At 67.8% G+C, this 16,465-nt stretch carries 14 protein-coding genes and 1 pseudogene; 3 read left to right on the top strand and 12 right to left on the bottom strand.

Annotation, left to right across the window (positions count from 1 at the left end; genetic code table 11):
* Positions 1–31: 31 nt before the first annotated feature.
* The 3 genes from MSG_RS04955 to glmS all read right to left on the bottom strand — a co-directional run bounded on the left by MSG_RS04955 (position 32) and on the right by glmS (position 3,578).
* On the bottom strand, positions 32–745 hold the full coding sequence (locus MSG_RS04955; RefSeq protein ID WP_096444085.1) for a rhomboid-like protein: 714 nt from the start codon (positions 743–745) through the stop codon (positions 32–34).
* Between the two features lie 111 nt (positions 746–856).
* Positions 857–1,678, bottom strand: coding sequence for a DUF4436 domain-containing protein (locus MSG_RS04950; RefSeq protein WP_232011158.1), 822 nt, complete (start codon positions 1,676–1,678; stop codon positions 857–859).
* Positions 1,679–1,709: 31 nt separating this feature from the next.
* Positions 1,710–3,578, bottom strand: coding sequence for a glutamine--fructose-6-phosphate transaminase (isomerizing) (glmS, locus tag MSG_RS04945; protein ID WP_096437580.1), 1,869 nt, complete (start codon positions 3,576–3,578; stop codon positions 1,710–1,712).
* Between the two features lie 150 nt (positions 3,579–3,728).
* Between glmS and MSG_RS04940 the strand changes: the two genes are divergently transcribed.
* Positions 3,729–4,568 carry a dienelactone hydrolase family protein gene (locus MSG_RS04940; protein WP_096437578.1) on the top strand — a complete coding sequence of 280 codons (840 nt, stop codon included), beginning with the start codon at positions 3,729–3,731 and terminating at the stop codon, positions 4,566–4,568.
* 208 nt (positions 4,569–4,776) lie between these two features.
* Complete coding sequence (locus MSG_RS04935) at positions 4,777–5,820, top strand: LLM class F420-dependent oxidoreductase (RefSeq protein ID WP_096437576.1); 1,044 nt, start codon at positions 4,777–4,779, stop codon at positions 5,818–5,820.
* A 5-nt stretch (positions 5,821–5,825) separates the two neighbouring features.
* On the opposite strand, the gene MSG_RS04930 is transcribed toward MSG_RS04935, so the two are convergent.
* From MSG_RS04930 to rplM, 5 genes are all read right to left on the bottom strand, one after another.
* A complete protein-coding gene (locus MSG_RS04930; protein ID WP_096437574.1) occupies positions 5,826–7,247 on the bottom strand; it encodes a hypothetical protein in 1,422 nt (473 codons plus the stop codon).
* Positions 7,248–7,249: 2 nt separating this feature from the next.
* Positions 7,250–7,570 carry a type VII secretion target gene (locus MSG_RS04925; protein ID WP_096437572.1) on the bottom strand — a complete coding sequence of 107 codons (321 nt, stop codon included), beginning with the start codon at positions 7,568–7,570 and terminating at the stop codon, positions 7,250–7,252.
* A gap of 47 nt (positions 7,571–7,617) precedes the next feature.
* Complete coding sequence (gene glmM, locus MSG_RS04920) at positions 7,618–8,955, bottom strand: phosphoglucosamine mutase (protein WP_096437570.1); 1,338 nt, start codon at positions 8,953–8,955, stop codon at positions 7,618–7,620.
* A gap of 149 nt (positions 8,956–9,104) precedes the next feature.
* Positions 9,105–9,602: a 30S ribosomal protein S9 gene (gene rpsI / locus MSG_RS04915; RefSeq protein WP_373421201.1), complete on the bottom strand. Its 498-nt coding sequence runs from the start codon at positions 9,600–9,602 to the stop codon at positions 9,105–9,107.
* Positions 9,599–10,042 (bottom strand): 50S ribosomal protein L13, encoded by a 444-nt coding sequence (rplM, locus tag MSG_RS04910; protein ID WP_096437568.1) that lies wholly within the window; start codon positions 10,040–10,042, stop codon positions 9,599–9,601. The genes rpsI and rplM overlap by 4 nt, the downstream gene beginning before the upstream one ends.
* 259 nt (positions 10,043–10,301) lie before the next feature.
* On the opposite strand from rplM, the pseudogene MSG_RS25980 reads away from it, so the two are divergent.
* Positions 10,302–10,519 (top strand): annotated as a pseudogene (locus MSG_RS25980) (hypothetical protein); the annotation flags it as partial.
* A gap of 131 nt (positions 10,520–10,650) precedes the next feature.
* On the opposite strand, the gene MSG_RS04900 reads toward MSG_RS25980, so the two are convergent.
* The 4 genes from MSG_RS04900 to eccCa form a co-directional block, all read right to left on the bottom strand.
* Positions 10,651–10,947, bottom strand: coding sequence for a WXG100 family type VII secretion target (locus MSG_RS04900; protein ID WP_096437566.1), 297 nt, complete (start codon positions 10,945–10,947; stop codon positions 10,651–10,653).
* 15 nt (positions 10,948–10,962) lie between these two features.
* Entirely contained in the window at positions 10,963–11,289 is a 327-nt protein-coding gene (locus tag MSG_RS04895; protein ID WP_096437564.1) for a WXG100 family type VII secretion target, read from the bottom strand.
* A 76-nt stretch (positions 11,290–11,365) separates the two neighbouring features.
* Positions 11,366–12,607 (bottom strand): type VII secretion-associated protein, encoded by a 1,242-nt coding sequence (locus tag MSG_RS04890; RefSeq protein WP_096437562.1) that lies wholly within the window; start codon positions 12,605–12,607, stop codon positions 11,366–11,368.
* 7 nt (positions 12,608–12,614) lie between these two features.
* Entirely contained in the window at positions 12,615–16,352 is a 3,738-nt protein-coding gene (gene eccCa, locus MSG_RS04885) for a type VII secretion protein EccCa (RefSeq protein WP_096437560.1), read from the bottom strand.
* Between the last annotated feature and the right edge of the window lie 113 nt (positions 16,353–16,465).

Here is a 16,465-nt window from a genome sequence, read left to right as displayed (position 1 = left end):
CTGGTCGCGGCGTCGCGATCGAGCGATCCGGTCAGGCCTCCTGCTCACGGGAAAGAGCCCGCTGGACAGCGCCTTTGAACCTCGCCGGACTCCAGGGCGCGCGCTTGCGCTCCTGGGCCATCGGGTAGAAGCAGAGCCCGATCAACAGCGAGGCGAAGTGGCCGATCGCGGTGAAGTTCAGCTGGTGGGAGTCCATCGTCGACAGCGGAAAACCGAAGATGACACACAGCACGCCGAGATAACCCCAGCGCCAGGGTCGCGCGATGTGATAGGTCAACACAGCCATCACGCCGACCATGAAATAGCTGACCCCGATATCGCGGGCGTGGACCAGCCGCTCGGCCGCGTCATGCTCTTCGATCGCAAAGTAGAGGATGCCTTCGCTGATATAGGTGGCCAGGATGTGCGCGGTCAATCCGACAGTCAGCCAGCGCAAGTGGCCGAGCCAATGTTCGGCCGGGGCGAGAAACAGGGTGAACAGCAACAGGTACGGTTCCAGGCTCCTGCCGTCGATCCACAGCAGGCTGGAGAACAACACATCCAGCGGATCGGTGCCGAGCGCGTGAATGTTGGTGGAGCGGTGCAGCAAAACCGAATGCAGTTGCCGCCCGGGCAATTCGTTCTGCACGATCGTCGTGATCGTCAGGACGAGCAGCCAGCCATAGGTCAGCGGCGCGCCGGTGACGAAATGCCAGACCGCCAGCCACAGGCCGTGCAGCCGCGCCCCCACCGATCTATCCGCCACGGCGTCCACCTTCGCATGGTTGACGTCGCGCCGCGCAGCTTCGGCACACGTGTCACGTCACCGTGCTGGGTTCCGGTCGCAGATGCCGCCGGGCATTCGATAAAGGGCCGCTCAGGCGAAGTCGGGTGGTTCGGGTGCCAGATGCCGCCACCAGCACGAGATGTAGATACCCATCGAAATCCCCAACACGACGATCACCCACACCACGATCGTGATGTCGATCCAGCTGCCGAACGGCGGCGCATCCGGTAGCGCATTGCGCAGGGGCATCACCGCAAAGAGCATGGCCGCATACCACGTCGTCATCGGCGGCTGAAATTTACGCCGGTCGCGCGCCGTCTCGATCGCGACGAACGCGGCAAGGCCGGCGAGCCCGATCAGGACGCAAAGGATGGCGACCCCGAAGGTCATGGTGCTCGCCGTCCGGGACAGATCTACTCGGAAGGGGCCGGTGGGTTCGGCGTCGTTGACGCGGGTGACGTCGACATCCCAGCCGAGCAGCCGGTCGACCAAGGTCACCGTCGCGGGCACCGGCGTGTGCTCGGAACCGGACGACAATTGGGCGACGACAGGCCCCGAGTGGTATTCGTCGAACGGCCAATCCGCGACTTCGCCCGTCAGGACCAGCGACACCCGAAACACGGTGGGCAGGGTGCCCTTCGGCCATGTCTGTTTGCTGGTGGTCACTGTGGAGGCGGCGACGATGTGCAGGTCGTCTTTGAGGGCGTGGGTGCGCGGGTCCAGCAGTCCGGGGCCGGGCACCACGCTGATGTTGGCAACCAGGACGCTGTTGTCCGACTGAATTTCTTCGATGTCGTTCGTCATTTTGGTTCCATCGCCCGCCGACGAGTCCTGCACCACGACATGCGGATGCCCCATACCGCCGTTGACGTAGAGCACGATCGAGGCGATATAGGTGGCGACCAAGAGCACCGCGCTGACGACGGCCAGCCTCGCGCGGCGGCTACTCCACCGTGACCGACTTGGCCAGGTTTCGCGGTTTGTCAACGTCGTAACCTCGGGCCTGGGCAACCGACGCGGCGAACACCTGAAGCGGGATGGTCGACAGCAGGGGCTGCAAAAGGGTTGATACCGATGGGATTTCGAACAAATGGTCCGCGTAGGGGCGCACCGTGTCGTCGCCCTCCTCGGCGATCACGATCGTCACCGCGCCGCGGGTCTGGATCTCGCGAATGTTGGACAGCAGCTTCGCATGCAGCGTAGCCGAGCCCTTGGGCGACGGCATCACGACGATCACCGGCAGGCCGTCTTCGATCAGCGCGATCGGGCCGTGCTTGAGCTCGCCCGCGGCGAATCCCTCGGCGTGCATGTAGGCGAGTTCCTTGAGTTTCAGCGCGCCTTCTAGCGCTACGGGGTAACCGACGTGCCGCCCCAGGAACAGCACCGTCGACGACTGGGCGAACCGGTAGGCCAGCGCGGCCACCGGCTCGATCGTGGCGAGCACCCGGCTCACCACCTCCGGCATCGCTTCCAGCTCGCGGTATTCGCGCTCGACCTCATCGGGGTACTTGGTGCCGCGGGCCTGCGCCAGCGCCAGGCCCACCAGGTAGTTGGCGGTGATCTGCGCCAGGAACGTCTTGGTCGACGCGACGCCGATCTCCGGGCCGGCGCGGGTGTAGAGCACCGCGTCACACTCGCGCGGAATCTGAGATCCATTGGTGTTGCAGATCGCCAGCACCTTGGCCTTCTGCGCCTTGGCGTGGCGCACCGCTTCGAGAGTGTCTGCGGTCTCACCGGACTGCGAGATGGCCACCACCAGCGTGCTGCGGTCCAAAACAGGGTCGCGGTAACGGAATTCGCTGGCCAGTTCGACTTCGACCGGCAGCCTCGTCCAGTGTTCGATCGCGTATTTCGCCAGCAGCCCCGAGTGATAAGCGGTGCCGCAAGCGACCACGAAGACTTTGTCGACCTCGCGTAGTTCCTGATCGGAGAGGCGTTGCTCGTCGAGCACGATGCGGCCGTCGACGAAATGACCCAGCAGGGTGTCGCCTACCGCGGTGGGTTGCTCGGCGATCTCCTTGAGCATGAAGTACTCGTAGCCGCCCTTCTCGGCGGCGGCCAGGTCCCAATCGATATGGAAGACACGGGCATTCACGTCGTCGGGGTTGCCGTCGAAATCGGTGATGCGATAGCCGTCGGCGGTGAGCACCACGCACTGGTCCTGGCCGAGCTCGACGGCCTCGCGGGTGTGCGGGATGAACGCGGCCACGTCGGAGCCGACGAACATTTCACCGTTACCGATCCCGACGACCAGGGGGGTCGACCGCCGCGCGGCCACGATGGTGCCGGGATCGTCGGCGTTGGCGAACACCAGCGTGAAGTGGCCCTCGAGCCGGCGCAGCACCGACAGCACGGAGGCCGCGAAGTCACCGGCCGTCTCGCCGCGGCGATAGGCCTGGGCGACCAGGTGCACGGCGACCTCGGTGTCGGTGTCGCTGGCGAACTCCACGCCGTCCTGCTCCAGCTCGTGGCGCAGGATGGCGAAGTTCTCGATGATGCCGTTGTGGACGACGGCGATCTTGCCGGCGGCGTCGCAGTGCGGGTGCGCGTTGCGGTCGGTGGGACGGCCGTGCGTGGCCCACCGGGTGTGCCCGAGGCCGGTTGTGCCGCCCAGGGCATCCGGCGGCATCTCGGCCACCGCTTTCTCCAGGTTTTCGAGCCGTCCGGCGCGGCGACTGACCGTGAGAGTCCCGCCGCCGTCGACCAGTGCGATGCCCGAGGAGTCGTAGCCGCGGTACTCCATGCGGCGCAGCGCGTCCATGACGACGCGGCAGGCAGGGCCCCGCCCGACATAGCCGACGATTCCGCACATTCTGAACAGGGTAGTGCAGGGGTGGCTTCGGGCCGGTTGCACGGCGCCGCCTCTGGGCAGTTGAGGCTTGAATCTGCGCAGCTCAGCCGCCGCTCGTGAGCCTGCCCACCCGCGTGGACTGACAGGAGCCATCCCCGCTAACGTCGATGCGTGGCCCGCATCCGCAAAGTCGTCGCTGCCCTCAGCCGCCGTGGACCGCACAAGGTGTTGCGCGGTGAGCTGGCCTTCGCTGGTTTGCCGGGGGTGGTGTACACCCCGGAGGCCGGACTGAACCTGCCCGGCGTCGCGTTCGGTCACGACTGGCTCGCCGGTACCGCACGCTATTCGGGCCTGCTCGAGCATCTGGCGTCGTGGGGCATCGTCGCCGGCGCACCCGAGACCGAGCGCGGCGTGGCACCGTCGGTGCTCAACCTGGCCTCCGACCTCGGGACCGCGCTGGACATCGTGTCCGGTGTGCGGCTGGGACCGGGCAAGATCAGCGTGCATCCGGCCAAGCTGGGCATCGTCGGCCACGGCTTCGGCGCCTCGGCCGCGGTATTCGCCGCGGCCGGGATGCCCACGCGGCTGGCCTCCGCGGTCGCGCTGTTTCCCACCGCCACCAGTCCCCCGGCCGAGCAGCCGGCCGCGACGCTGCAGCTTCCGGGACTGATCCTGACCGCTCCAGGGGATCCCGACACGCTGAATTCCAACGCGCTGGGACTGTCGCAGGCGTGGAAGACGGCGACGTTGCGCGTCGTCAGCAAGGCCAAACCCGGCGGCCTGACCGAGGGTCGGCGCCTCACTCAGGCATTCGGGCTGCCCGGGCCGCACCGCCGCACACAGCGCTCGGTGCGGGCGCTGCTGACCGGGTACCTGCTCGCCACGCTCGGCGGCGACAAGACCTATCGCGAGTTCGCCGATCCCGACGCGGATCTGCCAAAGACGAGCAGGCCCGATCCCGACGCCGAACCCGTCACCCTGGAACACAAGATCGTCGCGCTGCTGAAGTGACCGGCGCCCCGATCGAGTAGCCCTCCGGCAGATCATCGGGCAGACACGAAACACGTTGTCCGACTCGAGGTTGACCGCCGAGATCGGCCCGCCGGGGGAAGGCGATTTCATCGCGGCCCGACGGCCCGGTACCGCAACGTCGGCGGGCTGATCCGCCGGCGACCGCCCCGCCGCCGGGTGCCGTCAGCGGCGTGATTAAGTGACGTCCATGAGAATCGGGATCGCGCTGGATTATTCGGGTGGTTTCCACGAGGCCGTCGACCGCATCGTCGAACTCGAGAAGTCCGGCATCGATATCGCGGTGGTGGCCGAGGCGTATTCCTACGACGCCATCAGCCAGCTCGGGTACTTGGCCGCGAAGACCAACACCGTCGAATTGGCCACCGGGGTGGTTCCCATCTACATCCGCACGCCGTCGCTGCTGGCGATGACCGCCGCCGGACTGGACTTCGTGTCCGACGGCCGATTCCGGCTGGGCATCGGCACGTCCGGGCCGCAGGTGATGGAGGGCTTCCACGGCGTGGAGTTCGACGCGCCGATCGGCCGCACCCGCGAGATCGTGGAGATCTGCCGGAAGGTGTGGCGCCGAGAGCGGGTGCAGTACGACGGCAAGTACTACCAGCTGCCACTGCCCGCGGGCCGCGGAACCGGCCTGGGTAAGCCGCTACAGCTCATCAATCATCCTGTGCGCGAACGGATTCCGATTACCATCGCGGCCCTGGGCCCCCAGAATGTCGAACTGACCGCCGAGATCGCCGAGGGCTGGCAGCCGGTGTTCTTTCATCCCGAGAAGGCCCAAACCGTCTGGGGCGAGGCGCTGGCCGCGGGCAAGGCCAAACGCGACCCGGCGCTGGGTCCTCTGGACATCATGGTGCACACGTCGCTGGCGATCGGCGACGACGTCGAGGAGCGGCTGTCCTGGGTCAAGCCGCAGCTGGCCCTCTACATCGGCGGCATGGGCGCCAAGGGCCGCAACTTTTACCACAACCTGGCGACGCGGTATGGCTACGGCGAAGTGGCGGACCGGATTCAGGAGTTGTACCTTGCCGGCCAGAAACGGGAGGCGACCGACTTGGTGCCCGACGAGCTGGTGCGGGCGATGTCATTGATCGGCCCCCGCGGATTCGTCGCCGAACGCCTGGCCGCGTTCGGCGAGGCTGGGGTCACCACGTTGTTGGTCAGCCCGGCGGCGGCCGACCCAAAGGATGCCGTGCGCTACGTCGAGGATGTGCTCGCGCTGCGGCCGGCCTGAGGCCGTCATTGCCCGGCCTGCGGGAGCTGGTCTGCGGCAATCTCACACGGGGTTGCGCCCTCGGTCGGGTTGGGCCCGTGCTCCGGGGGTGACGGCTCGCCTGCCGGCGTGCCGGCAGGCACCGGTGCCTCGGCGGGCGGTGATTCCTCGACCGGCAGGGGCGGGGCGGCTGCAGGTCCGTCGACCGGTCGAACCTGTTGGGCGTCTTCGGGTTTGGCGGCTTCGCCGCCCTCGCCGTCGGCAGCGTCGTCCTCTTCGGCCACCGGGTGGAAGGCGTCGTCGTCGGACTTGTCGTCGGACTTGTTGTCGTCGGAATCGTCCAGGGCGTCGCCCTTGTCGTCGTCGGAATCGTCCAGGGCGTCGTCGAGCGTGGCAGGATCGCTCGATTGGTCAGCCGCCGGGTCCAACAGGGCGGAGATCGCGTCGACGATCCGGCCGGCCAGCCCGCCGAGTCCGCCCGGGCCACCAGACCCGGCACCCATATCGCCCAGACCTCCGAGACCTCCCGCCCCGGCCGGGACCGCCGCATCACCCAGGGCGGAACCCAGGGCGGGCACCGTCGTCGGCAATACCGGAGCGGCGTCGGCCATCGGCGCCGCGGGCCCGGCAACCGGCGCGGCGATCGGCGCGGGTTGTGCCGCAACAGGATCCGCGGGCAGGCTCGCCACGATGGGCGCGGGTGCGGGCACCGGCACCTCGGCTGCGCTTGGGGTCGACGGCCGCGGTGGTTCGGGCCCGAGGTTGCCGGGCGATTCGAAGCAGGCCGCGGGCGCGGCGGCCATTCTGTCGATCACCATGTCGTAGGCCGTTGCGAAACCGGCCAGCGAGGAACGCATCGCATCAAGCCAGTCCGTGCGAATGTCGTTGTCTACGTAAGGCATTACCTGTTGACCGATGACCTGCTCGGCCGTCGAACGCTCACCCGCTCCGCTGGTCACCACCGCCGCGGCGGCCAGCCAATCGGCGCGCTGCGACTGCGAGCGGTCGTCAATGGCGATGGCCGAGGAGACTTTCGAGTCGAGCAGAAACCACAGGTTGTCGCGTAACGACTCGCACCGCTGGGCCGCCGCGCGCACCTCGGTGACCACCATGTTCGCCGCATCGCAGTGGCGTTGCAGGAACCGGCCCGCGGCCTCGCCGGCCGGCCCCGTCCACCCCGCTGCCAGCTCGCCGGCTTGGGCACGCTGGATTCGCAGGCCCTCGGCGACTGCGTCGCCCGCGGCGCGCAGTTGCGCACAGTCACGGTCCAGGACCCGCAGATCCAGGGCGTCTTCACTGTCGAACTGGTCGCGGACCTGCGACGGGCTCGACGTCAGATCCGGCTGCTGGTAGCCGAGCGCGTGGCAGGCCCGCACGTAGGCCTGGGTGTGCTCGACGGCGACCCGACCCTCGGCAAGGCGCTCGGCGACGTCCAACCGCTCGACCACGATCAGGCGATCCGTGCCGCGGCGTACAGGTCGGCGTCGGCGTAGCGGTCGGCGCCCACCCGCAGCGCCTCGGCGATTTCGACGGACGCCCGCGACCACTGCGTCAACTGCATCGCCAACCGCTCCAGCTCGCGGCGCAGGGCGTCACCGCGCGCGGTGTAGGCCCGGCCGGCGCTGGCCCCGCTGAATCCCAGCCCCGCCAGGTGATCGCCGACGGCGCCGTTGATCAGCTCGGCGGAGGCGGTCAACTGGTCGGCGATTCGGTGGACGGCCGCGACGTCGACCCCGGCGGCAGCCAAACTAACTCGACTATCGAATCTCATGCCTAATCCGACGCCGAACCCCGCGCCGGGGTTCCAGCCGTCCGGGATTAGCGCTGTTGGCTGACCGCGTCGGCGACCCGAGCGGCCACCCGCTGCGCGGTGTCCTCCTCGGGGGCTTCGACCATGACGCGGATCAGCGGCTCAGTTCCCGAGGGGCGCAGTAAGATTCGGCCGGTGTCACCAAGTTCGGCCTCGGCCTCGTCGACCGCGGTCCGCACCTCGGGCGCGGCGGCCGCGGTGGTCTTGTCGGCGACCTCGACGTTGATCAGCACCTGCGGCATCGGCCGCATCCTCGATGCGAGGTCGGCCAGCGGCGAATGGGTCTGCACCATGCGCGTCATCAACCGCAGCCCCGTGACGATGCCGTCGCCGGTAGAGCCCAGCGCGGGCATCACGATGTGGCCGGATTGCTCGCCGCCCAGGCTGTATTCGCCCGCGCGCAGTTCTTCGAGGACGTAGCGGTCGCCGACGCCGGTCGTGCGCACCTCGACGCCGGCCGCGCGCATGGCCACGTGCAGCCCGAGGTTGCTCATCACCGTGGTCACCACCGTGTCGGCGTGCAGCTCGCCGGCCTCCTGCATCGCCAGCGCGAGCACGACCAGGATCGCGTCGCCGTCGACAAGATCGCCGTTGGCGTCGATAGCCAGGCACCGGTCGGCGTCGCCGTCGTGGGCCAGGCCGACGTCGGCGCGGTGGGCCAGCACCGCCTCGCGCAGCGAATCCAGATGGGTGGACCCGCAGTTGTCGTTGATGTTCAGGCCGTTGGGCTCGGCGTTGATCTCGATGACCCGGGCACCCGCGGCGCGGTAGGCGCGCGGCGCCGCCGAGGAGGCCGCGCCGTGGGCGCAGTCGACGACGACGGTCAGGCCGTCCAGGCGCAGGGTGCTGGCCTTGCCGACGTGGCGAAGGTAGCGATCGGCGGCGTCCTCGGCGTCGATGACGCGCCCGATCCCGGCGCCGACCGGACGCAGGCCCGGCCGGGCGGCGACCAGTTCCTCGATCTCGTCCTCGGTGCCGTCGTCGAGCTTGTGACCGCCCGGGCCGAAGATCTTGATGCCGTTGTCGGGCATCGGATTGTGCGACGCCGAGATCATCACGCCGAAGTCCGCGTCGTAGGCGCCGGTCAGGTAGGCCACCGCCGGGGTGGGCAGGATCCCCACCCGCAGGGCGTCGACCCCCTGGCTGGCCAGACCGGCGATCACCGCGGCCTCCAGCATCTCGCCGCTGGCCCGCGGATCGCGGCCGATGACGGCGACGTGGCGGCCGGGCTTGCCGAGGTTGGCCAGGCGGCGCGCCGCGGCGGCGCCCAACGCAAGCGCCAGCTCAGCGGTCAGCTCGCGGTTGGCGACCCCACGCACACCGTCGGTGCCGAATAGTCGACCCATGCGGACAAACCTCTCACAGTTGGCGGCGTTGGACCTAACCTGCCCGTTCTTTTCTGACCGAAGCCGTGCCTATTTGCGCGCGGACACGCCGACAACAGTGCGCGCGAGACCAGCTCGCGGCACTGTTGCGGCCAGAAAGTGATCGCCGATCAGCGCTTGCTGTACTGAGGCGCCTTGCGGGCCTTCTTCAGCCCGTACTTCTTGCGCTCGGTGGCCCGCGGGTCGCGGGTCAGGAAGCCGGCCTTCTTCAGCGGGGGCCGGTCGTCCGGTGCGGCCACGATCAGGGCCCGGGCGATACCCAGGCGCAGCGCGCCGGCCTGGCCCGACGGGCCGCCACCGTGCAGGAGCGCAAAAATGTCGAAGCTTTCCGCCCGGTCAACGGTGACCAGCGGCGCCTTGATGAGCTGCTGGTGCACCTTGTTGGGGAAGTACTCCTCCAGGCTGCGGCCGTTGAGGTCGAATTTGCCGGTGCCGGGCACCAGGCGCACCCGCACCACGGCCTCCTTGCGGCGACCGACGGTCTGAATGGGGCGCTCGAACACGAACGCCTCGACGGGCTTGGCCGCCGGCGCGCTCTCCACGGGCGCCTCGGCAGGGGTCTCGACGACCTCGGTCACCTCAGTCGTTGCCTCGGTTGTTTCGGTCACTGGGCCACCTGCTTGATCTCGAACGGAATCGGCTTCTGCGCGACGTGCGGGTGCTGCGGGCCGGCGTAGACGTGGAGCTTGCGCTGGATCTGAGCGCTGAGCTTGTTGTGCGGGAGCATGCCGACGATGGCCTTCTCGACCACGCGGTCGGGGTGCTTCTCCAGCAGCTCGCCGATGGTGCGCTTGCGCAGACCGCCGGGATACCCCGAGTGACTGTAAGCGAGCTTGTTCCGCAGTTTGTCGCCGCTGATGGCGACCTTGTCGGCGTTGATGACGATGACGAAATCGCCGCCGTCGACATTGGGAGCGAACGTCGGCTTGTGCTTACCGCGCAACAGGGTGGCTGCTGCAACGGCAAGGCGGCCAAGCACCACGTCCGTGGCGTCGATGACGTACCACGACCTCGTGGTGTCACCCGCCTTGGGCGCATAGGTGGGCACAGCGCTTACCTTTTCTTTCTCTCGGATGGATCCCGGTGCAAGCCGGGGGCCGGTCAGGCGTTCGCGGTGGGGATGATCTCGGCGACCGACATTGACCCGAGGCCCCGGCGTATCGCACGCCAACCGAGCAGCATACCGATCGACATCCCCGCAGGTCAAAATGACTATGAGCCGCTGGGAACACTCAGACGAATTCTGCTTGCCAATCCTGCAGCCGCGCGGCCCGCCCCCATCGGGTTGGAAATCGCTCGAGAAGCAGAACAGGAGCCGCGCACAAGCTCCGAAATTCCCCGAACTGATGTCCGCCGCGGAGATCGCCGAGGAACTCGGCGATGCGCGCCAACGTGTGCACCAGTTGCGGCAGAACCCGCTCTCCCCGCACCATTGGCCGAGCTGCGTCGTGGCGCGGTATGGGACGCCGCGGCGGTGCGCAAGTTTGCAACCGATTGGGAACGCAGGCCCGGCCGTCCTCGGACCAGGGGAAGCACAGGCTGACTCGTACGACGTCACCGGCAACGCTTTCGGTGCGCTCCGGCGCGGCGAAGATAACTGTGTTGGTCCCGACGGCTCTCCTCCACCGGGACCAACACAGAGCCTGTTATCCGTGACTACCGCGTCCAGACGCCAGCCGCTTGCCGGTCGGCTTTGGCCACCTCTTCCGCGCCGTCACGCACCGCATTACCGAGGTCGATCAATATCTCGTTCAGCGCGGTCGCTGCCTGGTTCCACTTCAGCTGCTCCGCGTGATACGCACCCGCGGCCTCGCGAGTCCATAGCTGTTGCAGCGGCGCGATGTGTGACCGCAGGTCGTCCAGCGCGGCGTTGAAGCGGGCCGACGTGGTGTGAATCTCCTGACGCACCGAATACTCGATTTCGCCGAAGTTATAGGAAATTACCGGATCCACAAAAACTCCTTTCGGTCACAATTGGCCGCCGGCCGCGGCGATGTGATGCGCATGGCTCTGACCGGCCTCCTGCAACATGGCTTCGTTCTGCCGGATGGTTTGCGCGATGGCTTGCAGGACGTGGTAAAGCCGTGTTGATTCGGCGTTCCAGCGTTCGACCACGTCCTTGAACCGTGCGGCCGCCAGCCCACCCCACACCGACGGCGGGACACTGCTCATGCGGCCGATGAAAGCCTGCATCATGGCCCGGATTTCTTCGTTCCGAGCGTCGGTGGTACCTGCGACCGAACGCATCAGGTCGAAGTCCGTACTCAGCGTGTCAGCGCCCATCGGTGTGCTCACCCGATCTCCTTCCCGAACTGATACCTAGTACGACCGCGCCGGATCCGATTAGGTTCCATCCAATTTCGGAGAAGCCCTACCCGACTGCGCGCGCGGATCGCACGGCCTGCTCGCACACGTCGCGGACTGCATCGTCCCCGCCCGGCCGGCTCTGACATCCGACGCTGATCCGAACCAGCCCGTCGAGTAGCACTGTCCAGCGCACCTGGTGGCTGGCGCGGACCTCCCGGTAGGTCACCGCGGGACGCCCGGCGCTGGTCCCGGACGCATTGAGGTCGACGAAGACGCCGACGGGCTCGGAGCCCATAGCGCGCTGCAACCGCTCGGCGGTCACAGCCAACGTCTCGTTGGGAGGCACGAGCGACTGCGTCATGTGCATGGCCACTTCGGGATCAGCGGGCGACGTGATTTGCACTCGGGCCGAGCCAGGCCCGGCCAGCACGCGCTGCACAACCCAATTCGCGGGCACGGTCATCGCCACCCGGCCCTCAACCAAGAATGTCGTCGCGGCGGTAGTCGCTGGGCCGTGGCGACCGACTCCGGCCATCACCGGCACCACCGCCGCCAGGACGACAGCGGCAGCCGCCAGCCCCCGCCACGCCGAGGCGCGCAATCGACCACACCTGGCGCTGCGTCCGGGCGGGTGCGGCTTGCGTTGCGGCGACCGGGTCGGCTGGGCCGAAAGCGCCAGCTTCGCTAACCGGGCGGCATCGATTTCAATTGCCGACGCACCGCCATCGCGTACCTCCCGGGCGATCAGGGCCGCGAGCGCCGGCGCGTCCGAGACGCCGGCCGGCGCATCGACCAGCACGACCGCAGTTGCGCCGCACAACATCTCGCTCACTGCCCGTGCCACACCCTCGGCGACGGCGCGCGGCTCCCCGGTCCGGGCTATGCCGCTGATGTCAGTACCGACAATCGCTACCAACCGCTCGGCGATCTCCACCACCACACTGGGTGCCGAAGCGGCCTCGGGCACCTGCCTCGACAGCCAGGATCGCGGACGCAGCAGCACTTCGCCCGGCAGGCTTTCGACGGCTTGGGCGACGAGACCAATGCGCGACGGCGACCACCAGGATGGGTGGAGGATCACGGTCCCGCTCGCCGGATCGTCGGCCCCGCATGCCAACGACTGCAGCGCGGTCCGCCACAATGAATCGAGCGCCATCGGACGGCCGCCGACCAACGCGACACGATCGTCGAGCGCACCCAACGCCGCGTCGACGACTTCCGATGGTTCGACAATCGAGCCTGTCCCACAACACAATTGGCGAATTTCACCGGGGCCCGCCTCGATCATCGCCTGGTGTCGGTTCACCGCAAGCTCACGGCGCCGGGCACCAACCCACCTGTACGAGCCGTTCTGCACCGGTGCGGGTGACCAGAAGGCCGCGACCCGGCGGCAGTCGCGCCGGTCGGCTCGACCCCAACAGCACGCCCTCGTCTGGCCGGCCACTCATCATCAGCCCCAGGCAGCCAAGGTCGCGCAGTCCGGCCAACAGCGGCTCGAACAGGGCCCGCGCGGCGCCCCCGCTGCGGCGCGCTATGACCACGTGCAGCCCTAAATCCCTCGCATACGGCAGGTATTCGATGATATGGGCCAACGGGTTCCCCGTCGCGGTGACGACGAGGTCGTAATCGTCTACCACGACATAGATGTCCGGGCCCGACCACCAGGACCCGGTCCGCAACTGCGCCTGGCTCGCATCCGCAGGAGGCATTCGTCGCCGCAGCAGAGCCAGCAGATCGGGTAGCAACACATCCAGCGCGGCCGGCGACACGGCGTAGCCGCCGAGATGCTCCGACTCGATGACGCCGAGCAGGGAGCGCCGGAAGTCGACGACGAACAGTCGGGCCTCCGCAACGGTCTTCGTCCGGGTGATCTCGTGGCACACAGTACGCAGCGTGGCCGTCTTCCCACACTCCGTATCACCGAGGATCAGCAGATGTGAATCGCGCTCGAAGTCGATGGCGACCGGTCGAAGTCGGTGCTCGTCGACACCGAGCAGGATCTGAGTGCCCCGCCACGGTCCGGCCTGCTGAACGATGGCGTCGAGTTCTACCTGCACAGGCAGCAGGGGGATGGGCGGCGCCGCGAAACCGCTGTGGTTGCACCACCGCTCGTCACCGTCGATAGGCCGGGCGATGACCATGTGCAACCCGTCACGCGACAGGCCGCGGCCCGGCCTGCCGAGGGGCACATCATGGGCCCGTTTGCGATCGAATTCGGAGTCGGCGGGATCGCCGAGCCGCAATTCGATACGAGTGCCGATCTGATCCTTCAACGAGGGCCTGATGTCCGGCCACCGCGACGCGGACAAGACGACGTGCACGCCAAACGAAAGGCCCTGTGCGGCCAGGGCGGTGACCGGCTCCTCCAGCCCACCGAACTCGTGGCGCAGGGTCCCCCAGCCGTCGACCACGAGGAAGACGTCGCCGAACGGATCGGAGTCCCTTGCCTCGCGCTGCCGACGGTACTGGGCCATCGAATCGACGCCGCGCTCCGCATAGATGGCCTCGCGGGTTTGCACGACCGACTCGAGTTCGGCGATGATGCGGGTGACGAGCTGCTGCTCGGCCCTGCTTGCGACAGCACCGACATGCGGCAAGGTACGCACGGATGACAGCGCGCCGCCCCCGAAATCCAGGCAATAGAACTGCACCTGGCTCGGGTCATGCGTGGCCGCCAGCGCGGTGATCACCGTGCGCAAGGCTGTCGACTTGCCCGACTGCGGCGCACCGACCACGGCGAGATTGCCTGCCGCGCCCGCTAAGTCGATGGTCAGCGGGGTCCGGCATTGCTCGAAGGGACGATCGACGACGCCGACCGGCACGATCAGGCTCGTGGCCGCCGTTCCCACGTCGGCCAGCAAGCTGTCCAGCGACGGCGCCGGACCGAGCGGCGGCAGCCAGACCCGGCGGGCGGGCGGACCCAAACCGGCCAACCGTCGCACGACCGTCTGCAGTACCGTCCGTCGCGCGTGCGCCCGTGCTGTGACGGGCGCCCGTATGACCGGTCCGCTGGCCGCCAACGTGAACGGCCGCACATCGTCCGTTGGCGCCGGCACAGTCGCGTGATCAGCGTCGCTTGCCGCCGTCGGCGCCGAAACGAACGCGGCCTGGAAGCGGACCGGCTCGTCGCTGCCCGATCGCAGGAAACCGGCGCCGGGTGTGTTGGGCAGCTGATAGGCATCCGCCGTTCCCAGTGCGATTCGTGATTCGCCGGCCGAGAGGGTCTTCAGGCACATCCGATACGACAGATGGGCTTCGAGTCCCCTCAGCCTGCCTTCGTCGAGACGCTGGCTGGCCAGCAGTAGATGCATGCCCAGCGACCGGCCGAGCCGGCCGATCGCCACGAACGTGTCGGTGAAATCCGGGTGCTGGCTGAGCAACTCGGAGAATTCGTCGACGACCACGAACAACGCGGGGAGGGCGACCAGACGCGTTCCGGTCCGGCGTGCATGGTCGTAGGAGGCAATGCTGCCGCAGCCTGCGGCCCGCAGCAGCTGTTGGCGCCGGTTCATCTCGCCGGCCAGCGCGTCTCGCATGCGGGCGACCAGCGGCGCCTCCTCCGCGAGGTTGGTGATGATCGCCGCAACATGCGGCGCCTCTGCTAGATCAAGAAAGGTCGCGCCGCCTTTGAAGTCGATGAGAAGCAGGTTGAGGACTTCGGGCGAATTGCGCACCATCATGCCCAGCGCCACGGTACGTAACAGCTCCGATTTGCCCGATCCGGTGGCGCCGACGCACAGCCCATGCGGCCCGACACCGCCCTGCGCGGCCTCTTTGATATCCAGCTCGAGGGGCACCCCATCGGTGGTCGTCCCGATCGGTATGCGCAGGAGTCTTTCGTAATGGTTGTCCCACGACGTGATTGGGTCGAATTCTGCGACGTCGTCAATGCCCACCAATCCCGGCCAAGCCCGGTCCGAGTTCAAGTGACTGACCGCCGCGTCGACACGGTACGCCGCCAGGCGGCGGCCACATATCAGCGCATCCATGGGTGCCAAGTCATCCGGACAAAACAGCGCTCGGGTGTGATCGGTATACCTGAGCATCGGGGGTGAGCCTTCCCGCCCGAGGCGGACCTCGATGACGGTCATCTGCGGAATGGTGACGAAGAGATCGGCTTCGATTCCCCCGTCCTGGTCGGCGATCACCACTAGCTGCTTCGGGCCCAGATCGGCTAGCGCACTTCGTAATTCGGCTGGACTGCGGTATATCATGCGCGCGGACCCCACGAAATCGGCGGCGGTCGGGTGTTGGTTGTGCGGCAACCACTTCAACCATTCCCAATGCGCTTGATTGCCTTCACCGACCAGGCCGGCGATCAGCACCTGGTCCGGGGCGTGGAACACGGCCAGCTGGCAGATCATGGCGCGCAGCAGGCCGCGCACCTCGCTCAGGCCACCCTCGATCGCCACGGAGTTGCGATCGCGCAAGTCGACAGCGACGGGCACCTGGTCGATCGTCGAATGAGTGCGGATGAAGCGGCGCATCGCCATCACGGTCACCGGGTCGCAACGCTCCGCATCCAGACCGTCCGGCGCGACCAGGCGCCGTGCCAGCGGTTGAGCGCCGGTGCCGACTCGGACCACACAAAAATCCGTATCGCCGGCCCGTCGCTCCCACATCCGCGTACCGCCGATCAACGTCCAGAGGGTATCCGGTTCGGGATGACTCCAGATGAGCGACGAGCGTTGTGCAGCAGCGGTTTCAGACGCCTCGTCGCGCACGCGATTCAGCATCCGGAAATACGCGACCCGCTCCGCGCGGATCCGCCGTCCCGGGTGCTGGCCACGCCCGGTCAGCACGGCCAGCAGCGTCGAGACGATCATCATCACCGGGAGCGCGAGGAAGGCGGGATTGCGGCCCGAGCCCGACCGCGTGAAGAACACGACCGCCATCACCCCCACTGCCGCGACCGACGTGATGACGGGCAGCAGCCGAGTCGATAGGCCCGTTGCGGGACTGGGCAAATCCGGTGGCGGCGCGACGGTGATGTCCGGACCGGCGACCGGCAGCGGCGGCCGTCGGGCAGCGGGTACGAACGCTTGTGTCATCGGGCCCCTCCCAGTCGGCTCACACCGTAGGCAGCGCAAGACCGGCCGGCAATTCGCCTGTGGAAAGCCGGATACTCGCGGATCGGAATCGGGTTAGTGTGGCGGCAATCCGA

This window comes from Mycobacterium shigaense (assembly GCF_002356315.1).
GTDB lineage: Bacteria > Actinomycetota > Actinomycetes > Mycobacteriales > Mycobacteriaceae > Mycobacterium > Mycobacterium shigaense.
The sequence above is the reverse complement of the archived record's forward strand: the minus strand, read 5'-3'. Positions and strand labels throughout refer to the sequence as shown.

Coding starts and splice junctions, on each gene's coding strand:
- MSG_RS04935 (WP_096437576.1), top strand. CDS start 4,777: ATGAGAATCGGGATCGCGCTGGATTATTCGGGTGGTTTCCACGAGGCC.
- MSG_RS04925 (WP_096437572.1), bottom strand. CDS start 7,570: ATGAGATTCGATAGTCGAGTTAGTTTGGCTGCCGCCGGGGTCGACGTC.
- eccCa (WP_096437560.1), bottom strand. CDS start 16,352: ATGACACAAGCGTTCGTACCCGCTGCCCGACGGCCGCCGCTGCCGGTC.
- glmM (WP_096437570.1), bottom strand. CDS start 8,955: ATGGGTCGACTATTCGGCACCGACGGTGTGCGTGGGGTCGCCAACCGC.
- glmS (WP_096437580.1), bottom strand. CDS start 3,578: ATGTGCGGAATCGTCGGCTATGTCGGGCGGGGCCCTGCCTGCCGCGTC.